26 protein-coding genes and 1 tRNA gene are annotated in these 26,854 nt (G+C 63.6%); 12 read left to right on the top strand and 15 right to left on the bottom strand.

Features of this window, described 5'->3' with window-relative positions:
- Positions 1-613: 613 nt before the first annotated feature.
- From ABLE71_RS24955 to ABLE71_RS24925, 7 genes are all read right to left on the bottom strand, one after another.
- On the bottom strand, positions 614-784 hold the full coding sequence (locus ABLE71_RS24955) for a hypothetical protein (RefSeq protein WP_348786179.1): 171 nt from the start codon (positions 782-784) through the stop codon (positions 614-616).
- A gap of 3 nt (positions 785-787) precedes the next feature.
- Positions 788-2,212: a TRAP transporter large permease subunit gene (locus tag ABLE71_RS24950; protein ID WP_348786178.1), complete on the bottom strand. Its 1,425-nt coding sequence runs from the start codon at positions 2,210-2,212 to the stop codon at positions 788-790.
- Entirely contained in the window at positions 2,209-2,853 is a 645-nt protein-coding gene (locus ABLE71_RS24945) for a TRAP transporter small permease subunit (protein WP_348786191.1), read from the bottom strand. The genes ABLE71_RS24950 and ABLE71_RS24945 overlap by 4 nt, the downstream gene beginning before the upstream one ends.
- Positions 2,854-2,917: 64 nt before the next feature.
- Positions 2,918-4,039 (bottom strand): TRAP transporter substrate-binding protein, encoded by a 1,122-nt coding sequence (locus tag ABLE71_RS24940; RefSeq protein WP_348786177.1) that lies wholly within the window; start codon positions 4,037-4,039, stop codon positions 2,918-2,920.
- 542 nt (positions 4,040-4,581) lie between these two features.
- Positions 4,582-4,671 (bottom strand) — tRNA-Ser (locus tag ABLE71_RS24935).
- Between the two features lie 144 nt (positions 4,672-4,815).
- Positions 4,816-5,463 (bottom strand): alpha/beta family hydrolase, encoded by a 648-nt coding sequence (locus ABLE71_RS24930; RefSeq protein ID WP_348786176.1) that lies wholly within the window; start codon positions 5,461-5,463, stop codon positions 4,816-4,818.
- A 44-nt stretch (positions 5,464-5,507) separates the two neighbouring features.
- On the bottom strand, positions 5,508-5,807 hold the full coding sequence (locus ABLE71_RS24925; protein WP_348786175.1) for a hypothetical protein: 300 nt from the start codon (positions 5,805-5,807) through the stop codon (positions 5,508-5,510).
- Positions 5,808-6,005: 198 nt separating this feature from the next.
- Between ABLE71_RS24925 and ABLE71_RS24920 the strand changes: the two genes are divergently transcribed.
- The 10 genes from ABLE71_RS24920 to rimO all read left to right on the top strand — a co-directional run bounded on the left by ABLE71_RS24920 (position 6,006) and on the right by rimO (position 16,515).
- Positions 6,006-7,190 (top strand): septal ring lytic transglycosylase RlpA family protein, encoded by a 1,185-nt coding sequence (locus ABLE71_RS24920; protein WP_348786174.1) that lies wholly within the window; start codon positions 6,006-6,008, stop codon positions 7,188-7,190.
- A gap of 129 nt (positions 7,191-7,319) precedes the next feature.
- Positions 7,320-8,492, top strand: a complete 1,173-nt coding sequence (locus ABLE71_RS24915) for a D-alanyl-D-alanine carboxypeptidase family protein (RefSeq protein ID WP_348786173.1) — start codon at positions 7,320-7,322, stop codon at positions 8,490-8,492.
- Positions 8,493-8,627: 135 nt separating this feature from the next.
- Complete coding sequence (gene tmk / locus ABLE71_RS24910) at positions 8,628-9,299, top strand: dTMP kinase (RefSeq protein WP_348786172.1); 672 nt, start codon at positions 8,628-8,630, stop codon at positions 9,297-9,299.
- 8 nt (positions 9,300-9,307) lie between these two features.
- Positions 9,308-10,360: a DNA polymerase III subunit delta' gene (locus ABLE71_RS24905; RefSeq protein ID WP_348786171.1), complete on the top strand. Its 1,053-nt coding sequence runs from the start codon at positions 9,308-9,310 to the stop codon at positions 10,358-10,360.
- Between the two features lie 106 nt (positions 10,361-10,466).
- Positions 10,467-12,023, top strand: coding sequence for a methionine--tRNA ligase (gene metG, locus ABLE71_RS24900; RefSeq protein ID WP_348786170.1), 1,557 nt, complete (start codon positions 10,467-10,469; stop codon positions 12,021-12,023).
- 11 nt (positions 12,024-12,034) lie between these two features.
- Positions 12,035-12,829 carry a TatD family hydrolase gene (locus ABLE71_RS24895; RefSeq protein WP_348786169.1) on the top strand — a complete coding sequence of 265 codons (795 nt, stop codon included), beginning with the start codon at positions 12,035-12,037 and terminating at the stop codon, positions 12,827-12,829.
- Between the two features lie 3 nt (positions 12,830-12,832).
- Positions 12,833-13,642, top strand: coding sequence for an MBL fold metallo-hydrolase (locus tag ABLE71_RS24890; protein WP_348786168.1), 810 nt, complete (start codon positions 12,833-12,835; stop codon positions 13,640-13,642).
- Positions 13,643-13,667: 25 nt separating this feature from the next.
- Positions 13,668-14,138, top strand: a complete 471-nt coding sequence (locus ABLE71_RS24885; RefSeq protein ID WP_348786167.1) for a YbaK/EbsC family protein — start codon at positions 13,668-13,670, stop codon at positions 14,136-14,138.
- A 254-nt stretch (positions 14,139-14,392) separates the two neighbouring features.
- Positions 14,393-15,085, top strand: a complete 693-nt coding sequence (locus ABLE71_RS24880; protein WP_348786166.1) for a TerC family protein — start codon at positions 14,393-14,395, stop codon at positions 15,083-15,085.
- Between the two features lie 116 nt (positions 15,086-15,201).
- Positions 15,202-16,515: a 30S ribosomal protein S12 methylthiotransferase RimO gene (gene rimO, locus ABLE71_RS24875; protein ID WP_348786165.1), complete on the top strand. Its 1,314-nt coding sequence runs from the start codon at positions 15,202-15,204 to the stop codon at positions 16,513-16,515.
- Between the two features lie 165 nt (positions 16,516-16,680).
- On the opposite strand, the gene ABLE71_RS24870 is transcribed toward rimO, so the two are convergent.
- The 6 genes from ABLE71_RS24870 to pcsA all read right to left on the bottom strand — a co-directional run bounded on the left by ABLE71_RS24870 (position 16,681) and on the right by pcsA (position 23,294).
- A complete protein-coding gene (locus ABLE71_RS24870; RefSeq protein ID WP_348786164.1) occupies positions 16,681-17,757 on the bottom strand; it encodes a BMP family ABC transporter substrate-binding protein in 1,077 nt (358 codons plus the stop codon).
- A 57-nt stretch (positions 17,758-17,814) separates the two neighbouring features.
- Positions 17,815-18,729: an ABC transporter permease gene (locus ABLE71_RS24865; RefSeq protein ID WP_348786163.1), complete on the bottom strand. Its 915-nt coding sequence runs from the start codon at positions 18,727-18,729 to the stop codon at positions 17,815-17,817.
- On the bottom strand, positions 18,722-19,840 hold the full coding sequence (locus tag ABLE71_RS24860; protein ID WP_348786162.1) for an ABC transporter permease: 1,119 nt from the start codon (positions 19,838-19,840) through the stop codon (positions 18,722-18,724). Before ABLE71_RS24860 ends, ABLE71_RS24865 begins: the two co-directional genes overlap by 8 nt.
- Complete coding sequence (locus tag ABLE71_RS24855; protein ID WP_348786161.1) at positions 19,840-21,405, bottom strand: ABC transporter ATP-binding protein; 1,566 nt, start codon at positions 21,403-21,405, stop codon at positions 19,840-19,842. The genes ABLE71_RS24860 and ABLE71_RS24855 overlap by 1 nt, the downstream gene beginning before the upstream one ends.
- Before the next feature lie 132 nt (positions 21,406-21,537).
- Positions 21,538-22,515 carry a quinone oxidoreductase gene (locus ABLE71_RS24850; protein ID WP_348786160.1) on the bottom strand — a complete coding sequence of 326 codons (978 nt, stop codon included), beginning with the start codon at positions 22,513-22,515 and terminating at the stop codon, positions 21,538-21,540.
- A 2-nt stretch (positions 22,516-22,517) separates the two neighbouring features.
- Entirely contained in the window at positions 22,518-23,294 is a 777-nt protein-coding gene (gene pcsA / locus ABLE71_RS24845) for a phosphatidylcholine synthase (protein ID WP_348786159.1), read from the bottom strand.
- 177 nt (positions 23,295-23,471) lie between these two features.
- On the opposite strand from pcsA, the gene ABLE71_RS24840 reads away from it, so the two are divergent.
- The gene (locus ABLE71_RS24840; RefSeq protein WP_348786158.1) at positions 23,472-24,683 is read left to right on the top strand and encodes a UbiH/UbiF family hydroxylase; all 1,212 of its coding nucleotides are present in this window, start codon (positions 23,472-23,474) and stop codon (positions 24,681-24,683) included.
- On the opposite strand, the gene ABLE71_RS24835 is transcribed toward ABLE71_RS24840, so the two are convergent.
- A complete protein-coding gene (locus ABLE71_RS24835; RefSeq protein WP_348786157.1) occupies positions 24,660-25,622 on the bottom strand; it encodes an AEC family transporter in 963 nt (320 codons plus the stop codon). The genes ABLE71_RS24840 and ABLE71_RS24835 overlap by 24 nt on opposite strands.
- Positions 25,623-25,748: 126 nt before the next feature.
- On the opposite strand from ABLE71_RS24835, the gene hspQ reads away from it, so the two are divergent.
- Positions 25,749-26,072, top strand: coding sequence for a heat shock protein HspQ (gene hspQ / locus ABLE71_RS24830; RefSeq protein WP_348786190.1), 324 nt, complete (start codon positions 25,749-25,751; stop codon positions 26,070-26,072).
- Positions 26,073-26,136: 64 nt separating this feature from the next.
- Here hspQ and ABLE71_RS24825 read toward each other — a convergent pair whose 3' ends face one another.
- The gene (locus ABLE71_RS24825; RefSeq protein ID WP_348786156.1) at positions 26,137-26,775 is read right to left on the bottom strand and encodes an invasion associated locus B family protein; all 639 of its coding nucleotides are present in this window, start codon (positions 26,773-26,775) and stop codon (positions 26,137-26,139) included.
- Positions 26,776-26,854: the final 79 nt, after the last annotated feature.

Raw genomic sequence — 26,854 nt, 5'->3', positions numbered from 1 at the left:
CCGGGTCCAAAAACGGAGAGCGAGTCCAGCCTGAAGCATCAGGTACGGCAAGTGCATCGAGTTGGAGGTCAGTCCGCGAATGCTCGCTGAGCCCACCAATCTGGCCTATATGCGAACGTTCTGCCTTTTTGACGTTCGGCGGCACATCATGGATGACCGCTTCGCGCCCTCAAAGCGGGCATGCGTCTACGCTTCTTAGATCCCAAAAGCAGACCTGTTAGCCCCGTGGGCTAGCGACTAACTGGCATTTGCTCTCCGCTACAAACGCCGTTCCACTTTAGGCTCCTAGATTTTCTAAGCCTGTTAGCGCTAATCTTCGACGCAGCGGACCCGATCAGGCGGCCCGGGCGCGGAAAAGTTCAGCGGTGAACGTCGAGCTCGAAACAACAGTTGCCGTACTCAAACGCGAGCTCGATAAGGCGCGAGCAGTCTAAGCTTTTCGAAGAGGTGCAGGGACGAAATCGCGATCTTGCCGAGACGCTTGAGCAGCAGAATACCCGCTGCGCCTCACACGGACGTGTAGCGACGCTTATCAGCATCCCTGGGCGAGCTATCAAGTCCGCTATCGCGGCTGGATCCGGCTCGTAGCGAATGGCAAAAATATCCGCCTCGATTAGCGAGGCCGCCGGCGGAAGAGTTGCGACCAGATGTCGTAGGCGGTGAGCGCCAGCGTGATGGAGATCACCACGCCCAGGTCGATCCTGCCCACCCTGACCAGCAGAATGCCGAAGAAGGCGCAAAACCCGGCAAATGCGATCACGGCAATGACGCGGTTGCGGTTCATGTCTCAGCGTCCCCCATAGATGAGGTTGGGCAGCCAGTAGACCGTCTGCGGGAAGATATAGATCAGCACCAGACACAGGATGACCATGAACATGTACGGCATCATGCCCCGGAAGATGTCGGGAAGCTGCACATGCGCCGGGGCGATGCCCTTGAGGTAATAGGCCGACATCGCCATCGGCGGAGAGAGGAACGCCGTCTGGAGATTGACCGCGACGAGGATGCCGAAGAACAGCGGGTCGATATCGAACTGCGCGAGAAGCGGCAGGAAGATCGGGATAAAGATGACGATGATCTCGGTCCATTCCAGCGGCCAGCCAAGAATGAAAATGATGAGCTGGGCGACGATCAGGAACATTAATGGCGACATGTCCAGCCCGGTGACGAAGTCGCCGACCAATTGTTGGCCGCCGAGATACGCGAAGACCGAGGCGAATGTAGCCGAACCGACAAAAAGCCAGCAGACCATCGCCGATGTGCGGGCGGTGAGATAAACCGACTCCTTCAGCCGCTGCCAGGTCAGCGCGCGATAGGCGGCGGCGAGGATCAGGCCGCCGGCGGCGCCGACCGCCGCGGCCTCCGAAGGGGTGGCGAAGCCGAACAGGATCGCGCCGAGCACCGCGAGAATGAGGAACGCGAGGGGCACGAATGAGGTGAACATCATCCAGGCTATTTCGAGGAACGAATGTTCTCCGACATCCTCGTCCTTCGGCTTCGGCGCGAGGTGCGGCTGAAGCAATGCACGGCCGACGACGTAAACCAGATAGAGGCCGGCGAGCATCAGGCCGGGTATGAGCGCCGCCGCATACATCCGGACCACCGAAACACCCGAGGTCGCCGCATAGACGATCAGCATGATCGAAGGCGGGATCAATATCCCGAGCGTACCGCCGGCGCAGATCACGCCGGTGGCGTAACGCACGTCGTATTTGGCCTTCAGCATGGCTGGGAGCGCCAGCAAACCCATCAGCGTGACTACGGCGCCGACGATGCCGGTGGCGGTGGCGAACAGCGTGCAGGTGACCAGCGCGGCAACCGCCATCGAGCCCGGCACGCGGCGCGTGGCGATGTAGAGCGTCGAGAACAGCCGGTCCACGATGTTGGCGCGTTCGACGATGTAGCCCATGAACAGGAAGAGCGGAATCGCGGTCAGCACATCGTTCGACATGACCCCGTAGGTCTGGTTCACGAACAGGTCGAAGATGCGGTTGTTGAAGAAGCCGTGGACCCATGATTCGAGCTGGGTCCAGCTGTCGGCACCGCCTTCGACCGCGCGCGTATAGGGCATCCACATGCGCGAGGCGTCGAAATATGCGTAGTAGCCGAACGCCACGCCGAGAGCCATCAGGGTGAAGGCAACCGGGAAGCCGAGGAAGATCGCAAGGATCAGGATCAGGAGCATCAGAACGGCGATGACTGGGTCGGTCATTTCCTGTCGTCCCGCCCGTCTTTGCCGCCGACGCGGCCGGCAGGGATGTCGACCGCTTCCGAGCCTTGCTTCAGCGCGTCGAGAGTCTTGGCTTCCATGAGGATCTTCTCGGTTTCCTCGACATCATCCGCGGCGCGCAGCCAGGTCCCGGTCTTCAGGCAGATGATGCAGCGGAACACTTGGGCGATGCCCTGAACGAGCAGCAGGATGCCGGCAGCAATGATCACCGACTTGAAGTGAAAAATCGGAATGTTCGCCGGACTGTTGGAACTTACCTCCAGATAGCGCCACGAACGCGAGGCATAGCGCCATCCGGCGAAGATCAGCGCCAGCACGCCGGGGAAAAAGAAGAGGAAGTAGAGCACCAGTTCCACGGCGGCCTGGGTGCGCGGCCGCCAGAGCCGGTAAATGAAGTCGCCACGCACGTGGCCGTCGCGCGACAGCGTGTAGGCGCCGGCCATCATGAACAGCGTGCCGTAAAGCATGTAGCTTATGTCAAAGGCCCAGGGCGTCGGCGCGTTGAAGAGGTAGCGCACGACCACCTCGTAGCCTACGCCGATGGTCATCGCCATGATGCACCAGGCGAAGACCTTGCCAAACCAGGCCGACAGATCGTCGGCGAATTTTATGTACCCAACCACCCGTGCGTCCCCCATGGCGTTTAGTGCGGGACGGGGCGCCATGCCCCGTCACCGCCAGCCAGCGTCAGATCTTGCCCGGGTAGTAGTGCTGATAGGCGAGCTTGTAGTCGGGCGCGTTGAGAAGGCTGTAATAGACCACCCGCTCGCACCATGCCTTCTGGCTGTCGACCACCTTGGCGAAGAACGGATCCTCCATCAGCGGCGGCAGGATCTTGTCCCACGCCTCGAGCTGCGCCTTCAGAACCGAGTCAGGCGTGCGCTTGACGTTGACGCCGTGCTCGGTGGCGAGCTTTTGCAGGTCGGCGGAATACTGGTTCATCGCCAATGCGTAATTGGCGAGATGCGCCGCCTCGACGCCGTGTTTCAGGATCGCCTGCAGGTCGGGATCGAGGCTCTCGAACTTGTCCCGGTTGAATATGTACTCGAAGGATTCCGAGGCCTGGTGGTACGAGGATAGCATGTAGTTCTTGGCGACGTCCTGCGAGCCGAAGCGCATGTCGGAGGTCGGGTTGTTGAACTCGAAACCGTCGATGACGCCGCGCTCCATGGCCGGCACGATCTCGCCGCCGGGAAGCTGGGCAACCGATGCGCCCATAGCCTGGAACAAGTCGGCGGCCAGGCCGACGGTGCGGTATTTCAGGCCGCTGAGCTGGCTGGCGTCGGTGATCTCGCTCTTGAACCAGCCGAGCGGCTGGGCCGGCATTCCGAAGGACAGGAAGCCGACGACGTTGAGGCCGAGTACGTCCTGCGTCAGCTGGCGATAGAATTCCTGGCCGCCGCCGTAATAGAGCCAGGCGATCATCTGGTTGGCGTCGCCGCCGAACACCGGCCCGGTGCCGAACAGCGAGGCGGCCTTGTTCTTGCCGTACCAGTAGACCGGCACGGTGTGGGCGGCGTCGATGACGCCGTCATGGCAGGCGTCCTGCACGGCGAAGGCGCCGACGACCGCGCCGGCCGGCAACAGGTCGATCTTCAGGCGGCCGCCCGACATCGCCTGCACGCGCTCGACATATTGCTTGGCCATGTCCTGGAAGACATCGGATTCCGGCCACGACGACTGCATCTTCAGGACGACCGGCGCCTGCGCGAGCACGGCCGGCGCTGCAAGCGTGGCGCCCGCTGCCGCCGTGCCGCCGAGGGCCGCGGTCTTGATGAAACCGCGGCGTGAAATTTTCTCCTTGGTCATATTTTCCTCCCGATTGCTTTTTTGCGAATTGTTTTTGCCTTGCCAGAATAGGCGTGAGGGGCAGCCACGCAAGCGCGGAAACAGGACTCTGTGTTGAGAAACGTTCACGGCAGCGTGATAAGGAGCATCACCTGAGAGGCACTTTGCTTAAGTCGTAATACTTTCGGTTAAGAGACAGCGGACTCGATAGCGCAGGCGGTGATCGAACGTCCGGTATCACTTCTCCCTGCTTCACTAACGGACCTTCTGCTGTCGGCCCCAATTCGGTCATCGAAACAGTTCGCTGCCGGTCCCGATTGGTAGCCGACTGGTCCGGCCAACCAAATCTCGCGAGCGCCTTCCGTTTGTGAAACAACATCATACACTTGCAGGCTATTAACCGGAAGCCGCCGGTTAATAGGTTTGGAGAATATCTGCGCAAGAGAGCGCTTTTTGGTCACTTAGCTCTGGGGGCCGGTTGACTGCCAATCACGCATAAGCCTCGAAAGTAACGACAAAATCCAGCCGAAGCCGTAGCGGGAGAATGCTTTCGCGAGGGCAAGTGGCGGAGGGAGTGGGATTCGAACCCACGGTGAACTTGCGCCCACGCCGGTTTTCAAGACCGGTGCCTTAAACCGCTCGGCCATCCCTCCGGGCTTCGACCAAGGACGGGCTTTAGCGCCTTGTGGTTCGCCGCGTCAACTCGGCAGCGAACGGCGCCCGGCAAGGCGTGGGGCGCGCGCGCTGCCGGTTCCGAGGGCGGCCCGCGGCACGCTCACGGGAGATGCCCTACGGCGTCAGCGGATGATGCGCCGGCTCCAGTCCGACACGGCCTCAGCCATCGTCTTCAGATGGTCCGCCGTGGAGAAGCCCGACACGTTTTTTCGCGGCTTCAGATCGTGGTCGCCGTCTTCCAGCCAGACGACTTCGATGCGGTCGGAGAGTTCATAGCCTGAAACCTCGTCGCGCGTGCCGAACTCGTCGCGCGTGCCCTGGACGACAAGGGTGGGCGTCTCGATCTGTGCAAGATGTTTCGTCCGGAGTTGCGCGGGTTTTCCCGGCGGATGAAACGGGTAGCCGAGGCAAAGCAGGCCCGCGATCCTGCGCGACATGTAGGCCTCGTCGGCGATCATGCTGGCGACGCGGCCGCCCATCGACTTGCCGCCGATGATGAGCGGACCGCCAGAAGCCAGCGCATCGATGGCGGCGAGATATTCGGGGTTGAGGGTCTCGGCGCGGGGCGGCGGCTTGCGGTGTCCGGAACGGCGCGCCGCCATATAGCCGAACTCGAAGCGGGCGACACGAAAGCCGACGGATGCCAAGGCCTGCGCGGCAGCCGTCATCGAGGGCGAATCCATCGGTGCGCCGGCGCCGTGGGCGAGCAATATCGTCACCGGCGCGGCATCAGGTCCATCGAAGATCATCGCTGTCCGTTCCGTGCTCATGTAAGGAACCGGGCGGCCGGCGGGCGCGGACGATGCTCAAGCGGTCAGGATGTCGTCTGTTGCCGGTGGTCGCAATTGTCGAACGGGTTGCGCAGGCTATCGGATTGCGGCGTGCAGTTTTCGCCTTCACAGTCGATGACGCCGTTCTCCGATGGCGGCAGGCAGTTCTCGCCGGTGCATTCCTCGACGTTTTCATTGGGGGCGCAGTTCTCGCCAGTGCATTCCTCGACGTTTTCACCTGCAGCGCAGTTTTCGCCGATGCACTCCTGAGCCCGCGCCGCCGGCGACAACAGGACGAGGGCGGCGACAATGGCAGGCAATAGAGCGTGTCGCTCCGGACGCATGGCGGCCTCCTGGCTTGATATGCCAAGCTATCTCAAACAGTTCTGCAGTCCAATATCGGGCGGCGCGATTCCGGCAGGGTTGCCACATTGCTGCCCTGTTGCGGACATAATCGCTTAACAAGCTGCTAAGCGTTCCCGTGCATATTGAGGGGTATTGGGGACCGATTCGGTAGCGCATACGCAGGGGACAATTCGAATATGCTGATTTCGGCGCGCTCGCGTCTCCGCAGCGCAACCACCATCATTGTCCTCACAGCCGCGGCAGGGTTTCTCGCCGCCTGCGCCTCGTCGCAGCCCAAGGCGATGGTGAACGTAAAGAAACGTTCCAAGGAATATTTTGCCGAATCCGAATACGGCGTGAAGGCAAGCCCCCGCGTCTCCACCAAAAAATCTAACCTCGCGCGCGGCGGAGGCCGCGACCAGCTCGGCAAGCCCTACAAGGTGCGCGGCAAGGTCTACTATCCAAAGGAAGACAAGAACTACAAGAAGACCGGGCTGGCGTCCTGGTACGGCGATGCGTTCCATGGCCGGCTCACCGCCAACGGCGAAATCTACGACATGACGCATCTGACCGCGGCGCACCCGACCATGCCGCTGCCGAGCTATGCGCGCGTCACCAACGTCGAGAACGGCAGCTCGGTCATCGTGCGCGTCAACGACCGCGGACCCTATTCGCACAACCGGCTGATCGACCTGTCCAAGCGCGCGGCCGAAATGCTCGACTACACGCATTCCGGCACGGCGAAGGTGAAGGTCGAATATGTCGGCCGCGCCCCGCTCGACGGCGAGGACGACGAATATCTGATGGCGTCCTATCGGCCCGGCAACCGCGCGCCCGATCCGTCCGACGGATTGCCCGACGGCGTCATGATCGCCATGAACGGCCCGACGCCGACCGCCGATGTCGGGGCGGCCGGTTTCCCGGGCGAAATGCTGGACGCGATGGCCACGGGCTCGAGCAGCCTTGCGCTGCCGGATGCCGGTCCCATCGCGCCGGAACGGCCGGCGCCGGACGGGATCGGGAACGTACAGGTCGCCATGGCGTCGCTCTCCTATGCGCAAGACGGCAAGCAGGGCACGGCGGCTTTCGCGGCGTTCGGCGGGCTGAACGCCGACGCGGTGGTGCAATCCTGGAAGCGCATGAACGGCGGCACGGCCGGCGCGCCTTATATCGCCGCTGGATCGTTCACCGGCGAGGGCGCGGCGAACAGGCTGGCCGAGAAATTGGCCGCCTTCGGCAAGACCGAGATCGAAATGACCGAGATCGACGGCACCATGTGGTACGGCGTCAACCTTCGCAGCGACGGGCGCGTCTCGATCGATGAACTGCTCGAGGCCGCGTGGACGCACGGAGCGCCGGACGCGATCACCATCCGCGACTGATCGCAGCCGCCACGCGCCGGAACACATCTGCGCGATTTCCGCCGTCGCCGATTGATCCTGCGTTGATCCGTGTTACGGATGGCTGGTAGTTTTCATATCTCAGCCGCATTCCTGCAGGACATCGCGCTCATGGCAACACGCGCATTCTCCTTCATCGTCATCGCGCTCGCGGGGCTGTTCGCTTCCGCCGGCGCGGGGCTGACGCAAGCACAATCCCAGCTCTTCGAGACTCGCGCCAAGCAAGCCGTGATGATCGACGCCGAGACCGGCACGATTCTGTACTCCAAGGACGCCGACAAGCTCATCCCGCCGGCCTCGCTGGCCAAGCTGATGACCATGGAAGTGGTGTTCCACGCGCTGAAGGTCGGCCGCCTGTCGATGGAGGACAAGTTCGCGGTTAGCGAGAACGCCTGGAAGAAGGGCGGCGCGAAATCCGGCGGCTCCACCATGTTCGCCAAGCTGAAGTCGCAGATCCGGGTCGAGGACCTGATCCAGGGCGTCATTGTGCAGTCGGCGAACGACGCCTGCATCACGCTTGCCGAGGGCCTGGCCGGGACGGAGGAGAATTTCGCGACGCTGATGACTGAACGCGCCCGCCAGATCGGGCTGACGAAATCGGTGTTCAAGAACTCCAACGGCCTGCCCGCCGAGGGCCAGGTCGTGACGATGCGCGAGCTCGCCATGCTTGGCCGGCACATCTGGAAGGAATACCCCGAATATTACCATTTCTACGGTCAGCGCGAGTTTACCTGGAACAAGATAACCCAGCCCAACCGCAACCCGCTGCTTGAGATGGAGATTGGCGCGGACGGCATGAAGACCGGCTATACCGATGCCTCGGGCTACGCCATCGTCGGCTCGGTGGCGCGGGGCGACAACCGCGTCTTCGCCGCGATGAGCGGCATGACCGGCGAACTTGAGCGCGCCGAGGAATCGCGCAAGCTGCTTGAATGGGGCCTGCGCGCGTTCGAAAGGACTGAGCTTTTCGCCGCCGAGGAGGTCATCGGCGAAGCGCAGGTTTTCGGCGGCGAAAAATCCGGCGTCGCGCTGAAGGCCAAGGGGCCGATCAGCATTTTCATCCCGCTCACGAATACGGATCGCCTGGTGGCGCGGATCGTCTATCAGGGGCCCCTGACGGCACCGGTGAAGGAGGGCACGCCGGTCGGGGTGCTGAGGATCTGGATCGGCGACAATATGAGCCAGGAAACGCCGCTCTATGCGGCCGAGACGGTCGGGCTCGGTACGCTGCAGCAGCGCGCGCTGGATGCCATGGGTGAGCTCATGGTGGGCTGGCTGCGCTAAGCAGTTGGAGCAACTGGCGGCTCCCGCATCCGACGATCTGGCTTTCGCACACGAATTCGTTTCATCCGGGCGTCCATTGTTCTAAATACAATCGTCGGCGGCGTTCACGCGCGGCCCTGGCATGGATTGGCGGATTTGGCGCGCGGGTTTTTCATCACGTTCGAAGGCGGGGAGGGGGCCGGCAAGTCGACGCAGATCGGGCAGCTTGCCCACAAGCTGCGAGACAAGCGCTACCCCGTCGTCGTGACGCGCGAGCCCGGCGGCTCGCCGGGCGCCGAGGCGATAAGGCATGTCATCCTGTCGGGCGCCGCCGAGCCTTTCGGTCCGCAGATGGAGGCGCTGCTTTTCGCCGCCGCGCGCTGCGACCATGTCGAACAGCTCATCCGCCCGGCGCTCAGGCGCGGCAAGATCGTGCTGTGCGACCGCTTCGTCGATTCCTCGCGCGTCTACCAGGGGATGGCGGGCAACGTCGACGCTGCGATGCTGGCCGAGATCGAGCGTATCTCCGTCAACGGAGTCATGCCCGACATGACGCTGATCTTCGACATCGATCCGGAAGAGGGGCTTCGCCGGGCAGCCGCGCGGCGCGGCGACGACCAGCCCGACCGCTTCGAGAAGGAGACGCTCGCGGTCCACAAGCGCCGCCGCCAGGCATTCCTCGACATTGCCAGGAAGGAGCCGAAGCGCTGCACTGTCATCGACGCTTCGGCCGACGCGGAGACCGTTGAGAATGCGGTGACGGCGGCAGTGTTCGCGGCGCTGGAAGCGCGGTCGCATGCCGACCACGAAGCGGTGCAGGGAGCCTGAGGCAAACCATGTTCGAACGCATCGCACCGGAGCAGCACGACACGCTGGATGGGGTTCCCGAGCCTTCCGAGAACCCGCATCTGGTCGGCCACGGGGAGGCGGCTTCGATGCTGGCGGCCGCTTACCGCGCCGGCAAGTTACCACATGCGCTGCTTCTGGCCGGACCGCTCGGCGTCGGCAAGGCGACCTTGGCCTTTCATCTGGCCTATCACCTGCTGAAATTTCCCCGCTACGAAAGCGCGCCCGCGGAACTGGCGGCGCCCGATCCGGAGTCGCCGCTGTTCCGGCAAATCGCAATCGGCGCGCATCCGTCGGTGCTTCATCTGACGCGGCCGGCGAACGAGAAGACCAAGGGTTTCAAGACGGTCGTCACCGTCGACGAGATCCGGCGGGTGAGCCGCTTCCTGTCCATGACCTCGCATGACGGCGGCTACCGGGTGGTGATCGTCGATCCCGCCGACGACATGAACGTCAGCGCGGCAAATGCCCTGCTGAAGAACCTCGAAGAGCCGCCGTCGCGAACCGTCTTCATCCTGATTTCGCACTCGCCGGGCAGGCTGCTGCCGACGATCCGCTCGCGCTGCCAGATGGTCCGGCTCCTGCCGCTTGCCGACAACGATCTGATGGAGGCGCTCGGTGGATTGGAGCCACCGCCACCGCCGGACGAGGCCTCGCGCCGCGCACTGGCGGAGCGCGCCGGCGGCAGCGTGCGCATGGCTGTCCTGCTCACCCAATATGGCGGGCTGGAGATCGCCGAGGCGACCGACGCCATCGTGCGGGGTCAAAACCTGGACGTCGCCGCGGCGCACCGCATCGCCGATGCAGTCGCGGGGCGCGACAGCGCCATCCAGTTCGACATCTTCAACCGCCATGTCCTCGACATGCTGGTTGAAGCAGCGAGCGCCGCGGCGCTGAGGGGCGATGCGACGCTGGCGAACCGTTGTTCGCAGAACTGGGAGGAATCGCGGGTTGCGATCGAGGAAACCGGGACCTATAACCTCGACCGCAAACAACACGCGCTGAACATGATCCTTCGCCTGCAAGACACGTTCCGAATGTGATGCTGCGCCGCCGGGGCTTTGATGCTCCTGCGCGGGGTGGCTTCGGCTGTTCCGATGCGTTATTTCCCCCGAACCTTGTCCTTGCATTCCCGAACGGCGCCATCCCATGTCACGCGACAAATTCTATCTCACGACACCGATCTTCTATCCGAACGGCAAGCCGCATATCGGCCACGCCTACACGGTCATCGCCAGCGACGCGCTGGCGCGCTTCCAGCGCTGTGACGGGAAGGACGTCTTCTTCCTGACCGGGACGGACGAACATGGCCTCAAGATGCAGCAGACTGCGGAGAAGGAAGGCATCACGCCGAAGGAACTCGCCGATCGCAATTCCGCGGTGTTCCGCGAGATGGACGCGGCGCTTGGCTGTTCCAACGACGACTTCATCCGAACCACCGAGGAACGCCACTACAAGGCCTGTCAGGCAATCTGGGAACGCATGGCGGCCAATGGCGACATCTACCTCGACCGCTACAGCGGCTGGTATTCGGTGCGCCAGGAGGCCTATTTCGACGAGAAGGAGACGACCGTCGGCGACGACGGCGTGCGCCGCGAGCCGCTCGGCTCGCCGGTCGAATGGACCGAGGAGGAAAGCTATTTCTTCCGCCTGTCGGCCTACCAGGACAGGCTGCTCGCGCTTTACGAGAGCAACCCGGAATTCGTCGGGCCGGCGGAGCGCCGCAACGAGGTAGTCAGCTTCGTGAAGTCGGGGCTGCAGGATCTGTCGGTTTCCCGCACGACCTTCAAGTGGGGCGTGCCGGTGCCCGGCGACGACAAGCACGTGATGTACGTCTGGGTCGACGCGCTGACCAACTACATCACCGCCGCGGGCTATCCGGACACGGGAGCTGAGAAGTGGTCCTACTGGCCCGCGACCCACATCATCGGCAAGGACATCGTGCGCTTCCACGCGGTCTACTGGCCGGCGTTCCTGATGTCGGCCGGCATCGAACTGCCGAAGCGGGTCTTCGCGCACGGCTTTCTGTTCAACCGCGGCGAGAAGATGTCGAAGTCGGTCGGCAACGTGGTCGATCCGTTTGCGCTCATCGAGCATTACGGGCTGGACCAGGTCCGCTATTTCTTTCTGCGCGAGGTGCCGTTCGGACAGGACGGCAGCTACAGCCACGAGGCGATCGTGAACCGCACCAATGCCGACCTCGCCAATGATCTCGGCAATCTGGCGCAGCGCTCGCTGTCGATGATCGCCAAGAACTGCGGCGGGCTGGTGCCGGCGCGGGGTACGCTGGCGGAAGCGGACACGGCGATCCTGAGCCAGGCGGCCGACGCGCTGGCGACCGCGCGCAAGGCGATGGCCGAGCAGGCGATTCACCAGGCGCTGGCGGCGATCTTCGGCGTGGTCGCGGAGGCCAACCGCTACTTTGCCGGCCAGGAGCCTTGGGCGCTGAGGAAGAACGATCCGGCGCGCATGGAGACGGTGCTGTGGACGACCGCGGAGACGCTGCGGCGGGTAGGCATTCTTTGCCAGCCCTTCGTGCCGGGTTCCGCGGCAAAGCTGCTCGACCTACTGGCGGTGCCGGGAGGCGAGCGCAGCTTCGTCAATGCCGACGACGACGCAAGCGCGCTGGTGCCGGGAACGGCGCTGCCGGCACCCGTGCCCGTGTTCCCGCGCTATGTCGAGCAGGCCGAAGAAGCCGCCTCCTGAGATCAGCCGTTATGCTTGTCGACAGCCACTGCCACCTCGATTTCCCCGATTTCGCCGAGGAACGGGCGGCGGTGGTTGCGCGCGCCGAGGCTGCCGGCGTCGGCCGCATGGTGACGATCTCGACGCGGGTGAGGCGCTTCGACCAGGTGCTGGCGATAGCCGAGGAGTTCGACAACGTCTTCTGCTCCGTGGGGACGCATCCGCACAACGCGGCGGAAGAGCTTGACGTGACGGCGGGCGAACTGGTGCGGCTGTCGGCGCATCCCAAGGTCGTGGCGATCGGCGAGGCGGGCCTCGACTACCATTACGACAAATCGCCGCGCGACGCGCAGATGATGGGGTTCCGCACACACATCGAAGCGGCGCGCAGGACCGGCCTGCCGCTGGTGATCCACGCCCGCAGCGCCGATGCGGACATCGCCGAGACGCTCGAGGACGAGATGGGGACGGGCACCTTCCCCTTCGTGCTCCATTGCTTCTCGTCGGGCCGCGAGCTCGCGCGAACCGGCGTCAAGCTCGGCGGCTACGTGTCGTTCTCCGGCATAGTGACGTTCAAGAATTCCGAGGAGCTGCGCTCCATCGCGGCTGAGGTTCCTCACGACAGGCTGCTGGTCGAGACGGACGCGCCGTATCTTGCGCCGGTGCCCCTGCGCGGCAAGCGCAACGAGCCGTCCTATGTGGTGCATACGGCTAAGGTTCTTGCCGAGACAATCGGCGTAAGCCACGAAAAAATATCGCAAATCACCACCGAAAACTTCCTCCGGCTGTTCTCGAAGATGCCCCAGCCAGCCCGGCGGGACGCCTGACCCGTGGCTGATATGCTGCGCCTCACCGTGCTCGGCTGCGGCTCGTCGCCGGGCGTTCCCCGGATAATCGGCGATTGGGGCAATTGCGATCCCGCGAACCCCAGGAACCGGCGCACCAGAACGGCCGCCATGATCGAGCGCGTCGCGGAAGGCGGCGGCACGACCCGCGCCGTTATCGACACCGGCCCCGATTTCCGCGCGCAGATGCTCATGGCCGGCGTCCAGCGCATCGATGCGGTGGTCTATACGCATCCCCACGCTGACCACATACACGGCATCGACGATCTGCGCGGCTATTGGCTCGAGCAGCGCAACCTGATCGACATCCACGCCGACGCGCCGACGCTGACGCGGCTGAAGCAGGCATTCGACTACTGTTTCGAGACGCCGCCGGGAGGGTCTTATCCGCCGGTCGTGAGGCCGCACCTGATCGATGCGCCGTCGCCATTCGTGGTGGAAGGAGAGGGGGGTCCCCTCACCTTCGAGCCGCTGCCGCAGATCCACGGCGACATCGTCTCGCTGGGCTTCAGGGTCGGCCGCATGGCCTATTGCCCTGACGTCAGCGATTTTCCGCCGGCCACCGTCGAGCGGCTGCACGGGCTCGACGTGTTTGTGATCGACGCACTGCAGTACAAGCGGCATCCGAGCCATTTCTCGCTTGGCGAGGCGCTGACATGGATCGAGCGGCTGAAGCCCGGGCGGGCGGTGCTGACGCACATGCACACGCCGCTCGACTATGCGACCGTCATGGCCGAAACGCCCGATGGGGTGGAGCCGGCCTATGACGGCATGGTGCTCGAAATTCCGTTTTGAATCAATATGATGTAATAGGAAGCTCATGGCCGGCAGCATCGAGCGGGTAACAAAGGCGGCGAAGGAAGCCGGCCTGGAGATCGAGGTGAAGCGCATGGGCGCTTCGACTAGGACATCGCAGGAAGCCGCGGCACAATGCGGCTGCAGCGTCGCGCAGATCGTGAAGTCGCTGATTTTCCAGGGCGAAACGAGCGACGGGCTCTATCTCTTTCTGATGCAGGGTTCGAGCCGGCTGGATCTCAGGAAGGCCGAGGCGCTGACCGGCGAGCCGCTGAAGCGCGCCGATCCGCGGTTGATCCGCGAGCGCACCGGCTTTGCCATCGGCGGCGTTTCGCCGATAGGCCACATGTCCGCTGTGAAGACCTATGCCGAGAACGGACTGCTGCTGCACGAAACCGTATGGGCTGCCGCCGGCGCACATGATGCCGTGTTCAGTGCAAGGCCTAACACGCTCGTGGCTGCGGCACGAGCCACGGTCGCCGACATTGCCGAGTAAAACGCACGGAGGAAGTCGGTTCGCGAAACCCGTGCGTCGTCGGAAAAGCCCGGAATTCAACGATCACTCCGGTCATGTAAGTTCCATAATATATCTTATGCGACTTTTGGATATGCATGCGTTGGCCCTGCCCACCTCATCAAGGCGTGACGGTGTGTCCCGGCCTGTGTGCAACCCACTCCACTTGACGCGATGCCAGTGCACTTGTACGGGCTCGTCAACGTCATCCGCGGCGAGGCTCAACTGAGGACTAAATGGAAATCTTCACGGCCGCCGGGTTTGCAGCACTTCTCCAGGTCATAGCGATCGACCTCGTCCTTGCCGGCGATAACGCCATCGTGATCGGCCTCGCGGCCGCTGGCCTCCCCGCCGACCTGCGCAAGAAGGCGATCCTCGTCGGCATCGCGGCGGCGACGATCCTGCGCATAGGCTTCGCGCTCGCCACGACCTGGCTCTTGCAGATCGGTCCGTTTCTCCTCATTGCCGGCGGCTTGCTGCTGCTCTGGGTGTGCTGGAAGATGTGGCGCGAACTTCGCACCTCGCACGAGGCGGAACAGGCAGCAACCGAAGCGCTGGGCGATGCGGACTATAACAAGGACGGCACGGTCGCTGCCAAGGCGCCGCGTAAAACGTTCGCGCAGGCCGCCTGGCAGATTGTCATCGCCGACGTCTCGATGTCGCTCGACAACGTGCTTGCGGTCGCCGGCGCGGCGATGGAGCATCCGACGGTCCTGATCTTCGGTCTGGCGCTGTCGATTGCGTTGATGGGATTTGCTGCCTCCTTCGTGGCGCGCCTGCTGCACAAATACCGCTGGATCGCCTATATCGGTCTGGCCATCATCCTCTATGTCGCCCTGAAGATGACGCTCGACGGCGCCGTGGATCAATTCCCCGCACAGTTCGGCTTCCTGAGCCCGTGGTTCGGCGGCCACAGCGGCGGCCATTGAGGTCATTGGTCAGACAACCCGTATGCGCCTGGTCGCCTCCGCCTGCTCGCGGCGGTGCTTACAAACCGCGCGAACTGTGATACTGCGCCGCCTTCCCAGCATATAGAAAGCAGTTCATGGCCGCACCACGCGTCAGTTTCGTCAGTCTCGGTTGCCCGAAGGCGCTCGTCGATTCCGAGCGCATCCTCACGCGCCTGCGCGCCGAGGGCTACGAGATCGCGCGCAAGCATGACGGCGCCGACCTCGTCGTCGTCAATACCTGTGGCTTCCTGGATTCGGCGCGCGACGAGTCGCTGAGCGCCATCGGCACGGCGCTGAAGGAAAACGGAAAGGTCATCGTCACCGGCTGCATGGGCGCAACGCCCGAGCTGATCCGCGAGAAGCACCCGAACGTGCTCGCGATTACCGGACCGCAGGCCTATGAGAGCGTCATGGCGGCGGTGCACGAGGCAGCACCGCCAACGCACGAGCCCTTCATCGATCTTATGCCGCCGCAAGGCGTGAAGCTGACGCCGCGCCACTACGCCTATCTGAAGATCTCGGAAGGCTGCAACAACCGCTGCACCTTCTGCATCATCCCAGCACTCCGCGGCGACCTCGTCTCCCGGCCGGCCGCCGACGTCTTGCGCGAGGCGGAGAAGCTTGCAAAGGCCGGAGTCAAGGAATTGCTCGTCATCTCGCAGGACACCAGCGCCTACGGCATCGACGTCAAATACCAGACAAGCCTTTTCCAGGACCGTGAGGTGAAGGCGAAGTTCCTCGACCTCAGCCAGGAGCTCGGCGAGATGGGGATCTGGGTGCGGCTGCACTACGTCTACCCCTACCCGCACGTCGCCGACGTCATCCCGCTGATGGCGGAGGGAAAAATCCTGCCCTATCTCGACATTCCTTTCCAACATGCCTCGCCGCGGGTGCTGAAGAACATGCGCCGGCCCGCGCATGGCGAGAAGACGCTGGAGCGCATTCGCGGCTGGCGCGAGGCCTGCCCCGACCTTGCCATACGTTCGACCTTCATCGTCGGCTTCCCGGGCGAGACGGAGGAAGATTTCGAGACGCTGCTCGACTGGCTGGACGAGGCCAGGATCGACCGCGCCGGCTGCTTCAAATACGAGCCGGTCGCGGGCGCGCGCTCCAACGAGATGGGACTCGAGCAGGTGCCGCAGGCGATCAAGGAAGCGCGCTGGCACCGCTTCATGCAGCGCCAGCAGAAGATCTCGGCCAACCTCCTGCAGAAGAAGGTGGGAAAACGCCTGCCCGTCATCATCGACGAGGCGAGCGGCACCGCCGCCAAGGGCCGGACGAAATACGACGCGCCGGAGATAGACGGCTCGGTGCACATCCAGTCGCGGCGGCCGCTTCGCGCCGGCGACATCGTCACGGTTAAGGTCGACCGGGCCGACGCCTACGACCTCTACGGAACCGCGGTCTGATCGTTCCCCGCAGGCGGCACTAAGCGAACTCCGAACACGCTTTATGCTTGCCGCGACAGGACCTGCATTGGCTCGGTGGACGCGTGATAAGCCTGTCTAAGGGCGCGGTCAAAAAAGAAGGGCGCCCGGAGGCGCCCTTCCCTGGACTGTCGATTGCGGCCTAGCTTACTGCGGCAGCTTGTCGTCCACGCCCTTGACGTAGAAGTTGAGCCCGAGCAGCACGCCGTCCTGGGCGGTCTCGCCAGCCTTCAGCCATTCCGTGCCGTCCTGCTTGGTGATCGGGCCGGTGAAGGGGTTGAGTTCGCCCGCAGTGATCTTGGCTTGGGCCCCTTCGGCGGCCTTCTTCACGTCGTCGGGCATGTTGGCGTACGGCGCCATCACGACGTGTCCGTCTTTCATGCCGCCCCAGACGTCGATCTGCTCCCAGTTGCCGTCGATCACCGCCTTGATGCGCTTGGTGTAGTACGGACCCCAATTGTCGACGATCGAGGTGAGCTGCGTCTCCGGCCCGAACTTGATCATGTCGGAGGCCTGGCCGAAAGCCTTGATGCCGCGCTCGGCGGCAACCTGCATCGGGGCGGTCGAGTCGGTATGCTGGGTGATGATGTCAACGCCCTGGTCGATCAGCGCCTTGGCCGCATCGGCCTCCTTGCCCGGGTCGAACCAGGTGTTCGCCCACACCACCTTCAGCTTGAAGTCCGGGTTGACGGTCTGCGCGCCGAGCACGAAGGAGTTGATGCCCATCACGACTTCCGGGATCGGGAAGGAGGCGATGTAGCCGGCGACGCCCGCTTTCGACATCTTGGCCGCGATGATGCCCTGAACGTAGCGGCCTTCGTGGAACTTCGAGTTGTAGGTCGAGATGTTCGGAGATTCGCGCTTGAAGCCCGTCGCGTGCTCGAACTTCACGTCGGGGAATTTCTTCGCGACCGCGTTGGTCGCGTCCATGTAGCCGAAGGAGGTCGTGAAGATGATGTTGCAGCCGGAACGGGCGAAACGCTCGATTGCGCGCTCGGCATCGGCGCCTTCCGGAACGCTTTCGAGATAGGCGAGTTCAACCTCGCCCTCGCCGCCCAGGTTCTTCTGCGCTTCGAGCGCGCCCTGATGGTGCTGATACGACCAACCGAAATCGCCGATCGGGCCGACATAGATGAAGCAGGCCTTGACCTTGGCCTCGGCTGCCATCGTTCCGAAGGCAAGCGCGGCCGCGGTGGCTGCGAGTGTTAGAAATCTGGTTTTCATGTGAGTGTATCCTCTTGAGGTTCTTTTTGGGGTCTCATCCCGTGTTTTTCTTGTGGTCTAGCGATCTGGCACGAACGGCCGCCCCAGAGATGCCGGTGTGTTGATCATCGTCAATCGCCTGTTCCTTGAGATTAGAACGAGGACGACGATGGTTGCCAGATAGGGAAGCGAAGAAAGCAGCTGCGAGGGTATGCCTATCCCCAGCGCTTGCGCGTGGAGCTGGCCGATCGAGACCGCGCCGAAGAGATACGCGCCGGCCAGCACGCGCAACGGACGCCAGGAGGCGAACACGACAAGCGCCAGCGCGATCCAACCGCGCCCCGCGGTCATGTTCTCGATCCATTGCGGCGTATAGACGAGCGACAGGAAAGCCCCGGCGAGCCCGGCGCAGGCGCCGCCGAACATGACCGCCAGATAGCGGATGCCAATGACGTTGATGCCGAGCGCATGCGCCGAGCCGTGATTGTCGCCGACCGAACGGAGCGTGAGGCCAGCGCGCGTCCTGAACAGGAACCATGCGACGACAAAGGTGAGCACGATCGACAGGTAGAAGATCGGATCCTGGCCGAAGAACAGCTTGCCGACGAATGGAAGGTCGGTGAGGCCGGGAATATAGAGCGTGCCGAGCTTGATGCCTGGCTGGCCGACGAAGCTCTCGCCGATCATGCCGGAAAGGCCGATGCCGAGCAGGGTGAGCGCGAGGCCGGTCGCGACCTGGTTCGTCACCAGCGTCAGCGTCAGGAAGCCGAACAGCAGCGAGAACAGCGCGCCGACGACGATCGCTGCAACCACGCCCAGCCATGGAGACCCTGTCGTGAGCGCCACCGCGAAGCCGGTGACCGCGCCCATGACCATCATGCCTTCGACGCCGAGGTTGAGCACGCCCGAGCGCTCCACTACGAGTTCCCCCAAGGCAGCGATGAGCAGCGGGGTCGCGGCGGTGGCGATGGTGATGATGATCTGCTCAAGCATTCTGCGCGGCCTCCCCCGCCTTGGCGGCAGGCGCGCCGACAATGCGTATGCGGTAGTGGATCAGCGTGTCGCAAGCGAGCACGAAGAAGAGCAGCATACCCTGGAAGGCGCGCACCGCCTTGTCTGAGACGCCGATCGCGATCTGCGCCGACTCGCCGCCGAGATAGGTCAGCGCCAGGATGATGCCTGCCGCGACTATGCCGAGCGGATTGAGCCGCCCCAGGAAGGCGACGATGATGGCGGTGAAGCCGTAGCCGATCGAGATCTTCTCGTTGAGATGCTCGATCGGGCCTGCGACTTCCGAAATGCCTGCTAGGCCGGCAAGTGCACCGGAGAGCAGGAAGGCAAAAAACACCATACGCCCCGACGAAAAGCCGGCGAAGCGCCCTGCCCGCGGGCTCTGGCCGAGCACCTTGACCTCGAAGCCCTTGAGCGTTTTCGACAGCATGAACCAGACGACCACGGCAGCTATGAGCGCCAGGACGAAACCCCAATGCGCGCGGCCGGCGTCCGGCCAGACCTGCGGCAGGATGGCGTATTCGCTGAAGCGGATGGTGCCCGGGAAGCTCATGCCTTCCGGGTTGCGCCAGATGCCGCGCACCAGCCAGTCGTTGAAGAGCTGCGCGACATAGACCAGCATGAGGCTGGTCAGGATTTCGTTGGTGTTGAACCTCACCTTGAAGAAGGCCGGTATTGCGCCGTACGCCGCGCCGCCGGCCATGCCGAGGATCAGCATCAGCGGCAGCACGATCCAGGAGTGGAAGCCCGGAAACACGACCGGTATGAAGGAGCCGGCAATCGCGCCGGCGATGAACTGGCCTTCCGCGCCGATGTTCCAGTTGTTTGACAGGTAGCAGACGGAGAGGCCCACCGCGATCAGGATCAAGGGCGCTGCCTTGATCGCAAGCTCGTGAAGCTGCCAGCGATTGGACGGGTCCCAGATGCCGGTCAGCGGATCGATGAAGTAATAGTAAAGCGCTTCGAGCGGGTTCTTGCCGAGCAGCGAGAACATGATGGCGCCGGCAATCAGCGTCAGGCCGAGCGCGATGAAGGGCGACAGCGCCGAAAACAGCGCCGAATGCTGAGGCCGCCTGACGAGTTCGATCCGCATCAGACGGTCTCCAGGGCGTGGTCGGGATGACCAGGTTCGGCGCCGCCCATCAAGAGGCCGATCTTCTCGAAGGTCGCCTCGGCGCGCAGCAGCGGCTTCGACAGCTCGCCATTGTGCATGACGGCGATCGCATCGGAGATTTCGAAGAGTTCGTCGAGGTCCTGGCTGATGACAAGTACGGCGGAGCCGCTGCGCGCCAGCTCGATCAAAGACTGCCTGATCTTGGCCGCTGCGCCAGCGTCGACGCCCCAGGTCGGCTGGTTGACGACCATGACGGCGGGCCGCCGGTCGAGCTCGCGGCCGATGAGAAATTTTTGCAGATTGCCGCCCGACAGCGAGGCAGCCTCCGGATCGCGCGCGCTCTTCCTGACATCCATCACCTCGATGATGCGCTGAGCGGCCTTGTCGATCGCGGCCTCCTTCACGATGCCGCCGGCGCCTAGGAAGGCTTTGCCGTCGGTTGCATAACGCGAGAGGAAGAGGTTTTCAGACAGCTTCATGCGCGGCGCGGCGCCATGGCCGAGGCGTTCCTCCGGCACGAAGGCCGCGCCAAGCAGCCGCCGGCCGGTGATGTTGAGACGCCCGGCGTCCTTGCCCCGGATGCGGACCGTGCCGGCGTCCTGCTGCATCACTTCACCGGATACGGCCTCGAAGAACTCGCCCTGGCCGTTGCCGGCCACGCCGGCGATGCCGATGACCTCCCCTGCCCGGACATTGAGCGAGATGTTGCGGAGAGGCATGGAGAACGGCGTGGCCGGCTTGCGGCTGAGGCTCCTGATCTCAAGCAGCGGCTCGGCCTTCTCGATGCCTTCGACAGCTTCGCGCACGACCGCGTGCACTTCCGTGCCGACCATCATGCGGGCGAGCGAGGAGGCGGTCTCCTTGCGCGGATCGCAATGGCCGACGACCTTGCCGTGGCGCATGACCGTCGCGGCGTCGCACATGCGCTTCACCTCCTCGAGGCGGTGGGAGATGTAGAGGATCGACTTGCCCTCGGAGCGCAGCCGCTCGAGCGTCTCGAAAAGCTTGTCGGCTTCCTGCGGGGTCAGCACCGACGTCGGCTCGTCGAGGATGATGAGGTCGGGCGTCTGCAGCAGGCAGCGGATGATCTCGATGCGCTGGCGCTCGCCGACCGAAAGGTCGCCGACCAGCGAATAGGGGTCGAGCGGCAGGCCGTAGCTGTAGGACAGCGCCTTCGCCTTGGCGGCAATGGTGGAGATCGGCGTCTGGTCGTTCAGCGAGAGCGCGATGTTCTCTGCCGCCGAGAGTGCCTCGAACAGCGAAAAGTGCTGAAAAACCATGCCGATGCCAAGCTTCTTGGCAATGCTCGGGCTGCCGATCTTAACCGCGTCGCCGTTCCAGCGGATCTCGCCGGAATAGGGTTCCAGCGAGCCGAACAGCATCTTGACCAGAGTGGACTTGCCGGCGCCGTTCTCGCCAAGCAGGGCGTGGATCTCGCCCTTGCGGATGGTCAGGTCGACACCGTCGCACGCCTTGAGCGTACCGAAGATTTTGGTCAGGCCCCGAACCTCGAGCAGGTTCGCGCCGCTATCGCCAGCACTCACGGTGCCTCCCGATCTGTTTGCCAGATTTGTTCTTAGTTCCCGAGGGCATCGTAGTTCCACCGGCGCCGCAACGCAAAGCACCGACCGGCTTGAAAGATTTTCAAGATTCTCAGGGGCAACGGTCCGGATTACTCACGGAATCAGAATGGTCGTGCCCGTGGTCTTGCGGTTCTCAAGGTCGGCATGCGCTTTGGCCGCGTCTTTCAGCGCATAGCGCTGATTGATCCTTATCTTGACCGTTCCCGAGGAAACGACGTCGAAAAGCGCTGCCGCCGAGGCTTCGAGGTCCGCGCGCTTGGCGATATAGACGAAAAGCGTCGGCCGGGTGGCGTAGAGCGAACCCTTCTGCGCCAGTATCTGCATGTTGAAGGGCGGGATGGGACCGGACGACTGGCCGAACAGGACGAACATGCCGAGCGGGCGCAGGCAGTCGAGCGAGCCCGGAAACGTGTCCTTGCCCACCGAATCGTAGACGACATCGCAGAGCTTGCCGCTGGTGATGTGCTTTACCTCCGCGACGAAATCCTGCTCGCGGTAGTTGATGACGTGGTCGAAGCCATGCGCCTTTGCGAGTTCGATCTTGTCGGGCGAGCCGGCCGTGCCGATGACGGTCGCGCCGAGATGCCTGGCCCATTGGCCGAAGATCAGCCCGACGCCTCCGGCGGCCGCATGGTAAAGCACCGTGTCGCCCGGCTTCACCCTGAAGGTGCGGCGCAACAAATATTCGGCGGTCATGCCCTTGAGCATCATGGCCGCCGCCTGTTCGTCAGAAATTCCGTCGGGCACCTTGACCAGCTTGTCGGCGGGGATCAGGCGTTCCTCGCAATAGGCGCCGAGCGGCGTCGTGTAGGCGATGCGGTCACCGGATTTCAGCCAGTCGACGCCCTCGCCGACTTCGACGACCTTGCCTGCCGCCTCTCCGCCCGGAACCAGCGGAAGGCCGTTCGGCGCCGGATAGAGCCCGCTGCGGTAATAGGTGTCGAGGAAGTTGAGGCCGATCGCCGTATGCCGCACCAGCACCTGGCCGGGGCCCGGCCGGCCGGGTTCGTCGTCCTCATAGGAAAGCGCTTCGGGGCCGCCGTGGGCGTGGACCTTGATGGCCTTGGACATGGTCAGGACTTTTCAGGCTCGGTTCTCGCACCGAGGTGCGGGAACAGCTGCATGACGCCGCCGATGCAGAAAAGATAGACGCTGGTCACGCCGATGCCAATCTTGGTGAAGGCGCTGACGTTTTCGGCCAGCACGCCGATCTGGGTATAGAACTGCGCCAGGAAGGACTCGGCCAGCGCCAGCGCCCCGAAGGCGCACCAGGCGAGCGTGATGCCGAGATTGATTGGCCTGAGCCGCTTCACCCGCACCGGGTGCAGGAAATGCACCGGCGCGAAGGTGAGGACGCCGGCAATGACCACAACGCCGAAGGACACCCATTCGCCCGGCTCGATGACGAACAGCGTAAAGACGATCATGTTCCAGACGACCGGAAAGCCCTTGAAAAAATTCTCCGTCGTTTTCATCCCCGTGTCCGCATAATAGATCGCGCTCGACACGACGATGATCGCCGCCGAGAGGAACGAAAGCCCCTCTCCCATCAGTCCGAACTGGTAGAGCGCGAAGGCCGGGATCAGCACATAGGTGACGTAGTCGATGATGTTGTCGAGGAGTTCGCCTGACCAGGTGGGCAGGATCTCCTTCACGTCGAGCTTGCGCGCGATCGGCCCGTCGATGCCGTCGACGAAGAGCGCGAGGCCCAGCCACCAGAACATCGCGGTCCAGCGCTCCTCGCTTGCGGCGACGAGGGAAAGGAAGGCCAGGAACGACCCCGAGGCCGTCAGCAGGTGGACCGAGAAGGCGCGCGCCTGCGGCCAAGTCACTTTTCTTATGGGTTTCAAAGACCTCGCCAACCCCATTGCGTGTTCCGGCCAAGCCGGGCCGGCGAAACGAAGCGACAGTAATCGCAGGGGCGCGACCGGCACAAGCCGTATCGCCGCCCCCGGCGTCCGAGCGTCGCATTGATTAACCTGCGGAGCCTGCCGTATAGCTCGGCTTCGTTATTGTGGAGCGCGCCCTTGGACACGGAACGGAACGGACGGATCATCATCGCCGGCACGGGGCCGGTCGGGCTGACCGCGGCGCTGGCGCTTGCCGACATCGGCATGCCGGTGACGCTGGCGGGTCCGCCTCCATCCTCCGACGACAGGCGCACGACCGCGCTGATGACGCCGGCTCTCGCGTTTCTCGACGGGCTTGGCGTTCTCGCCGTCATCGGGCCGAGGGCCGCGCCGCTGAAGGTGATGCGCATTGCCGACGCCACGAAGCGGCTGATCCGCGGCCCGGTGGTGATCTTTCGCGCGGCAGAGATCGGCGAGGATCATTTTGGCCTCAACATTCCCAATCGCGACCTCAACGCGGCGCTGGAATCGGCCGTCGCGGCGCATCCGGCGATCGAGTGGCGCCGCGTATTGGTCGAAAGCTGGACCATCGGCGGCGGCGGCGTCCTTGCGCGGCTGGCCGACGGGAGCACCGTTGAGGGAGCGCTTGCCGTCGCGGCGGACGGCAGGCTGTCGCCCGCGCGCGCGGCAGCGGGCATCAGGGTCACGACACGGTCCTATCCACAGGCGGCGCTGGTGCTGAATTTCTCGCACAGCCGCGGCCACGGCTTCGTCTCCACCGAGTTCCACACCGAGACCGGCCCCTTCACCCAAGTGCCCCTGCCCGGTGATCGCTCCAGCCTGGTCTGGGTGGTGAACCCGAAAACGGCCGAGGAGCTCGCAGCACTCGATGACGCGTCGCTCTCTGAACGGGTCGAGGAGCAGATGCAGTCAATACTCGGCCGCGTCGCCGTCGAGCCCGGACGGCAGGTCTATCCGCTTGGCGCGACGCTGCCCGTCCGCTTCGCCCAAAACCGCGTTGCACTGGTTGGAGAGGCGGCGCATGTGTTCCCGCCGATCGGCGCACAGGGACTGAACCTCGGTATCAGGGATGTCCGCGATCTCGTTCAAATCGTTACGGAAAACAGAAATGACCCGGGTACCGAACGAGCCTTGTCGGCCTATGACCGGAGGCGGCGGCCGGACGTGCTGGCCCGCGCCGGCGCCGTCAACCTGCTCAACCTGTCGCTGCTGTCGGACATGCTGCCGGTCCAACTCGCCCGCAGCGCCGGGCTCGGCATGGTGGGCGGCTTCGCACCGCTGAGGGCGCTGTTCATGCGCGAGGGACTGCAGCCGGGCAGCGGCTTCGCCTCGATGCTGTCGGGTCTAAGGGAACAGGTCAGGCGGTAGCATGCCGCTTTTGATCAGATAGAGCAGGCCGGTGACCGTCGCGACCGAAATGCAGGTCGTGAGCAGGATGCTGGCGGAGGCCCGCTCCACCCAGACATGATATTGCTGGGCAAGCACGAATACGTTGGTGGCGGTCGGCAGGGCGGCGAGCAGCACCGCCGAAAACAGCCAGATTTCCGAAAAATTGCCGACCCAGCTCAGCACGACGTAGCAGACCAGCGGGTGCAGGATCAGCTTCAGGAACGCGATCGGTCCGAGTTCCCTAGGCACCCGTTTCAGCGGGCGCAGCGCAAGCGTCACCCCCATCGCGAACAGCGCACAGGGTGCGGCGGCGGCCGACAGATATTCCAGCAGGCGCTCGACCGGCAAAGGCGGCCGGACATGGAAATAGGCGGCGGCAACGCCGAACGCGGTGGCGATAATGAACGGGTGCAGTACGATCTTGCGGATGACGCCGTATGCAAGCTGGAGGGGCGTGTTTTTTTCGCCGCCCGACAGCGCCATCATCATTGGGGCAACCGCGAAATGTATGATGTTCTCGAAGCAGAAGATGAGCGCGACCGGCACCGCCGCCTCCGGCCCGAAGACCAGCAGCGCGAGACCCGGCCCCATGTAGCCGATATTGCCGTAGGACGCCGCGAGGCTCTTGATCGTCGATTCGGCGATGTTGCGGCCCGCAAACAGCATCGATCCGGCGAACATGATCAGGAAGATCGTGTAGGTCGAAAGGATGGCGCCGAGGATGAAGGTCCATTCGGCCAGGCGCTCGAACGGGGTTTTGGCGAGCAACTGGAAGAAGAGCGCCGGTAGCGCGACATAGACGATGAACGTATTCATCCAGCCGAGCGCCCCGACCGGCTGGCGGGTAATGCGCGCTACGAAAAAGCCTAGCAAGATCAGGCCGAAAAACGGCAGAACGAGACCCAGTACGTCCGACATTTTCTGCGCGCTTCTTCCGGTTTCTTAGCCGCGGTAACACCGAGTTTCCCGGTCCGGCAAGCGTGCGGGATTGAATTGAATGCCGCACTGCGCCAAATATGGCGCTAGACTTGGACCATGGACGATATGAAAACGGCTAAGTTTGCAATCGGTCAGGTGGTGCGTCACCGGCTCTTCCCGTTCAGGGGGGTCGTTTTCGACGTCGATCCGCAGTTCAACAACACCGAGGAATGGTACCAGTCGATCCCGAAAGAGGTGCGGCCGCGCAAGGACCAGCCGTTCTACCACCTGCTGGCCGAGAATTCGGAGACGGAATACATCGCCTATGTGTCCGAGCAGAACCTGCTCGAGGACGAGTCAGGCGAGCCGGTCCGGCATCCGCAGCTGGGCGAGCTTTTCGACCGGACGGCGGACGGCCACTATTCGCCGAAGGCGCCTTCGCGGCACTGAGCGGTACTGACGCTGCAATGAAAAAGCGGGGCAGTCGCCCCGCTTTTCATTTTCGCGCCGTGAATCAGTTGGCTGTCTTGGCCTTGTCCTGCTCTTCCTTGAGCTTCTTGGCGAAGTCCTCATTGTTCTTCGCGACGAATTCCTGCAGCTTCTTCTGGCGGTCCTCGATGTCGGACTGCTGCAGCGGCGGGCCGTCGAACGCGCCGGTGAAGCCGTTGAGCGAAACCTTGACCGGGTTGGCCTGGTTCTGCGAGTTCACCGAAGTCAGCGTCAGTTCAGTGCCCTTTTTGAAGGATGCCACGAGCGCGTCGGAGAGCTGCGCTTCGGCGATGCAGCGGTCGGGGAAGCAGAGCACGTATTCAAGCTTCTGCGCCTTGCCGCCGTCGACCTGAAGGCCGATGCCTGGAGGCACGAGACGACCGGTCGGCACAGTCACCTGGAACACCTTGCGGTTCACCTTGCCCTTCAGTTCGAGCAGGCTGATGCCGGTAATGACCTGACCGGTGTTGGCGGTGAGGATGTTCTGGACGTTGCAGATGTCCACGTCTTCCTGCTTGGCGCAGGCCTTGAACCAGCCCTTCGGAATCTGCGGCTGCTGCTGCTGCTGCTGCGCGCCGGCCGGCGCCAGCCCGGCCGCGAGCACGCCCATCACACCGGCAGCCATGACCGAAATACGGTAAGCGTCGGTTTTCAGGCTTGTCATCTCGATCGATTCCTCTCAACTGATCCGGGGCGCGGCTCGTACCGCTCGTCTGCGCTACCTGTTGTCCAATTGAGGCAAC

It is taken from the genome of Mesorhizobium sp. KR9-304, from assembly GCF_040049215.1.
Taxonomy (GTDB): Bacteria; Pseudomonadota; Alphaproteobacteria; order Rhizobiales; family Rhizobiaceae; genus Mesorhizobium_K.
The sequence above is the reverse complement of the archived record's forward strand: the minus strand, read 5'-3'. Positions and strand labels throughout refer to the sequence as shown.

Bases quoted from the DNA above. Each gene is read 5' to 3' on its own strand.
- ABLE71_RS24850 (WP_348786160.1), bottom strand. From the start codon at position 22,515: ATGTCCAAGGCCATCAAGGTCCACGCCCACGGCGGCCCCGAAGCGCTT.
- ABLE71_RS24920 (WP_348786174.1), top strand. From the start codon at position 6,006: ATGCTGATTTCGGCGCGCTCGCGTCTCCGCAGCGCAACCACCATCATT.
- rimO (WP_348786165.1), top strand. From the start codon at position 15,202: ATGGCCGCACCACGCGTCAGTTTCGTCAGTCTCGGTTGCCCGAAGGCG.
- hspQ (WP_348786190.1), top strand. From the start codon at position 25,749: ATGAAAACGGCTAAGTTTGCAATCGGTCAGGTGGTGCGTCACCGGCTC.
- ABLE71_RS24825 (WP_348786156.1), bottom strand. From the start codon at position 26,775: ATGACAAGCCTGAAAACCGACGCTTACCGTATTTCGGTCATGGCTGCC.
- ABLE71_RS24865 (WP_348786163.1), bottom strand. From the start codon at position 18,729: ATGCTTGAGCAGATCATCATCACCATCGCCACCGCCGCGACCCCGCTG.
- ABLE71_RS24860 (WP_348786162.1), bottom strand. From the start codon at position 19,840: ATGCGGATCGAACTCGTCAGGCGGCCTCAGCATTCGGCGCTGTTTTCG.
- ABLE71_RS24880 (WP_348786166.1), top strand. From the start codon at position 14,393: ATGGAAATCTTCACGGCCGCCGGGTTTGCAGCACTTCTCCAGGTCATA.
- ABLE71_RS24870 (WP_348786164.1), bottom strand. From the start codon at position 17,757: ATGAAAACCAGATTTCTAACACTCGCAGCCACCGCGGCCGCGCTTGCC.
- ABLE71_RS24940 (WP_348786177.1), bottom strand. From the start codon at position 4,039: ATGACCAAGGAGAAAATTTCACGCCGCGGTTTCATCAAGACCGCGGCC.
- ABLE71_RS24915 (WP_348786173.1), top strand. From the start codon at position 7,320: ATGGCAACACGCGCATTCTCCTTCATCGTCATCGCGCTCGCGGGGCTG.
- ABLE71_RS24950 (WP_348786178.1), bottom strand. From the start codon at position 2,212: ATGACCGACCCAGTCATCGCCGTTCTGATGCTCCTGATCCTGATCCTT.
- ABLE71_RS24925 (WP_348786175.1), bottom strand. From the start codon at position 5,807: ATGCGTCCGGAGCGACACGCTCTATTGCCTGCCATTGTCGCCGCCCTC.
- ABLE71_RS24905 (WP_348786171.1), top strand. From the start codon at position 9,308: ATGTTCGAACGCATCGCACCGGAGCAGCACGACACGCTGGATGGGGTT.
- metG (WP_348786170.1), top strand. From the start codon at position 10,467: ATGTCACGCGACAAATTCTATCTCACGACACCGATCTTCTATCCGAAC.
- ABLE71_RS24885 (WP_348786167.1), top strand. From the start codon at position 13,668: ATGGCCGGCAGCATCGAGCGGGTAACAAAGGCGGCGAAGGAAGCCGGC.
- ABLE71_RS24955 (WP_348786179.1), bottom strand. From the start codon at position 784: ATGAACCGCAACCGCGTCATTGCCGTGATCGCATTTGCCGGGTTTTGC.
- ABLE71_RS24930 (WP_348786176.1), bottom strand. From the start codon at position 5,463: ATGAGCACGGAACGGACAGCGATGATCTTCGATGGACCTGATGCCGCG.
- ABLE71_RS24835 (WP_348786157.1), bottom strand. From the start codon at position 25,622: ATGTCGGACGTACTGGGTCTCGTTCTGCCGTTTTTCGGCCTGATCTTG.
- ABLE71_RS24895 (WP_348786169.1), top strand. From the start codon at position 12,035: ATGCTTGTCGACAGCCACTGCCACCTCGATTTCCCCGATTTCGCCGAG.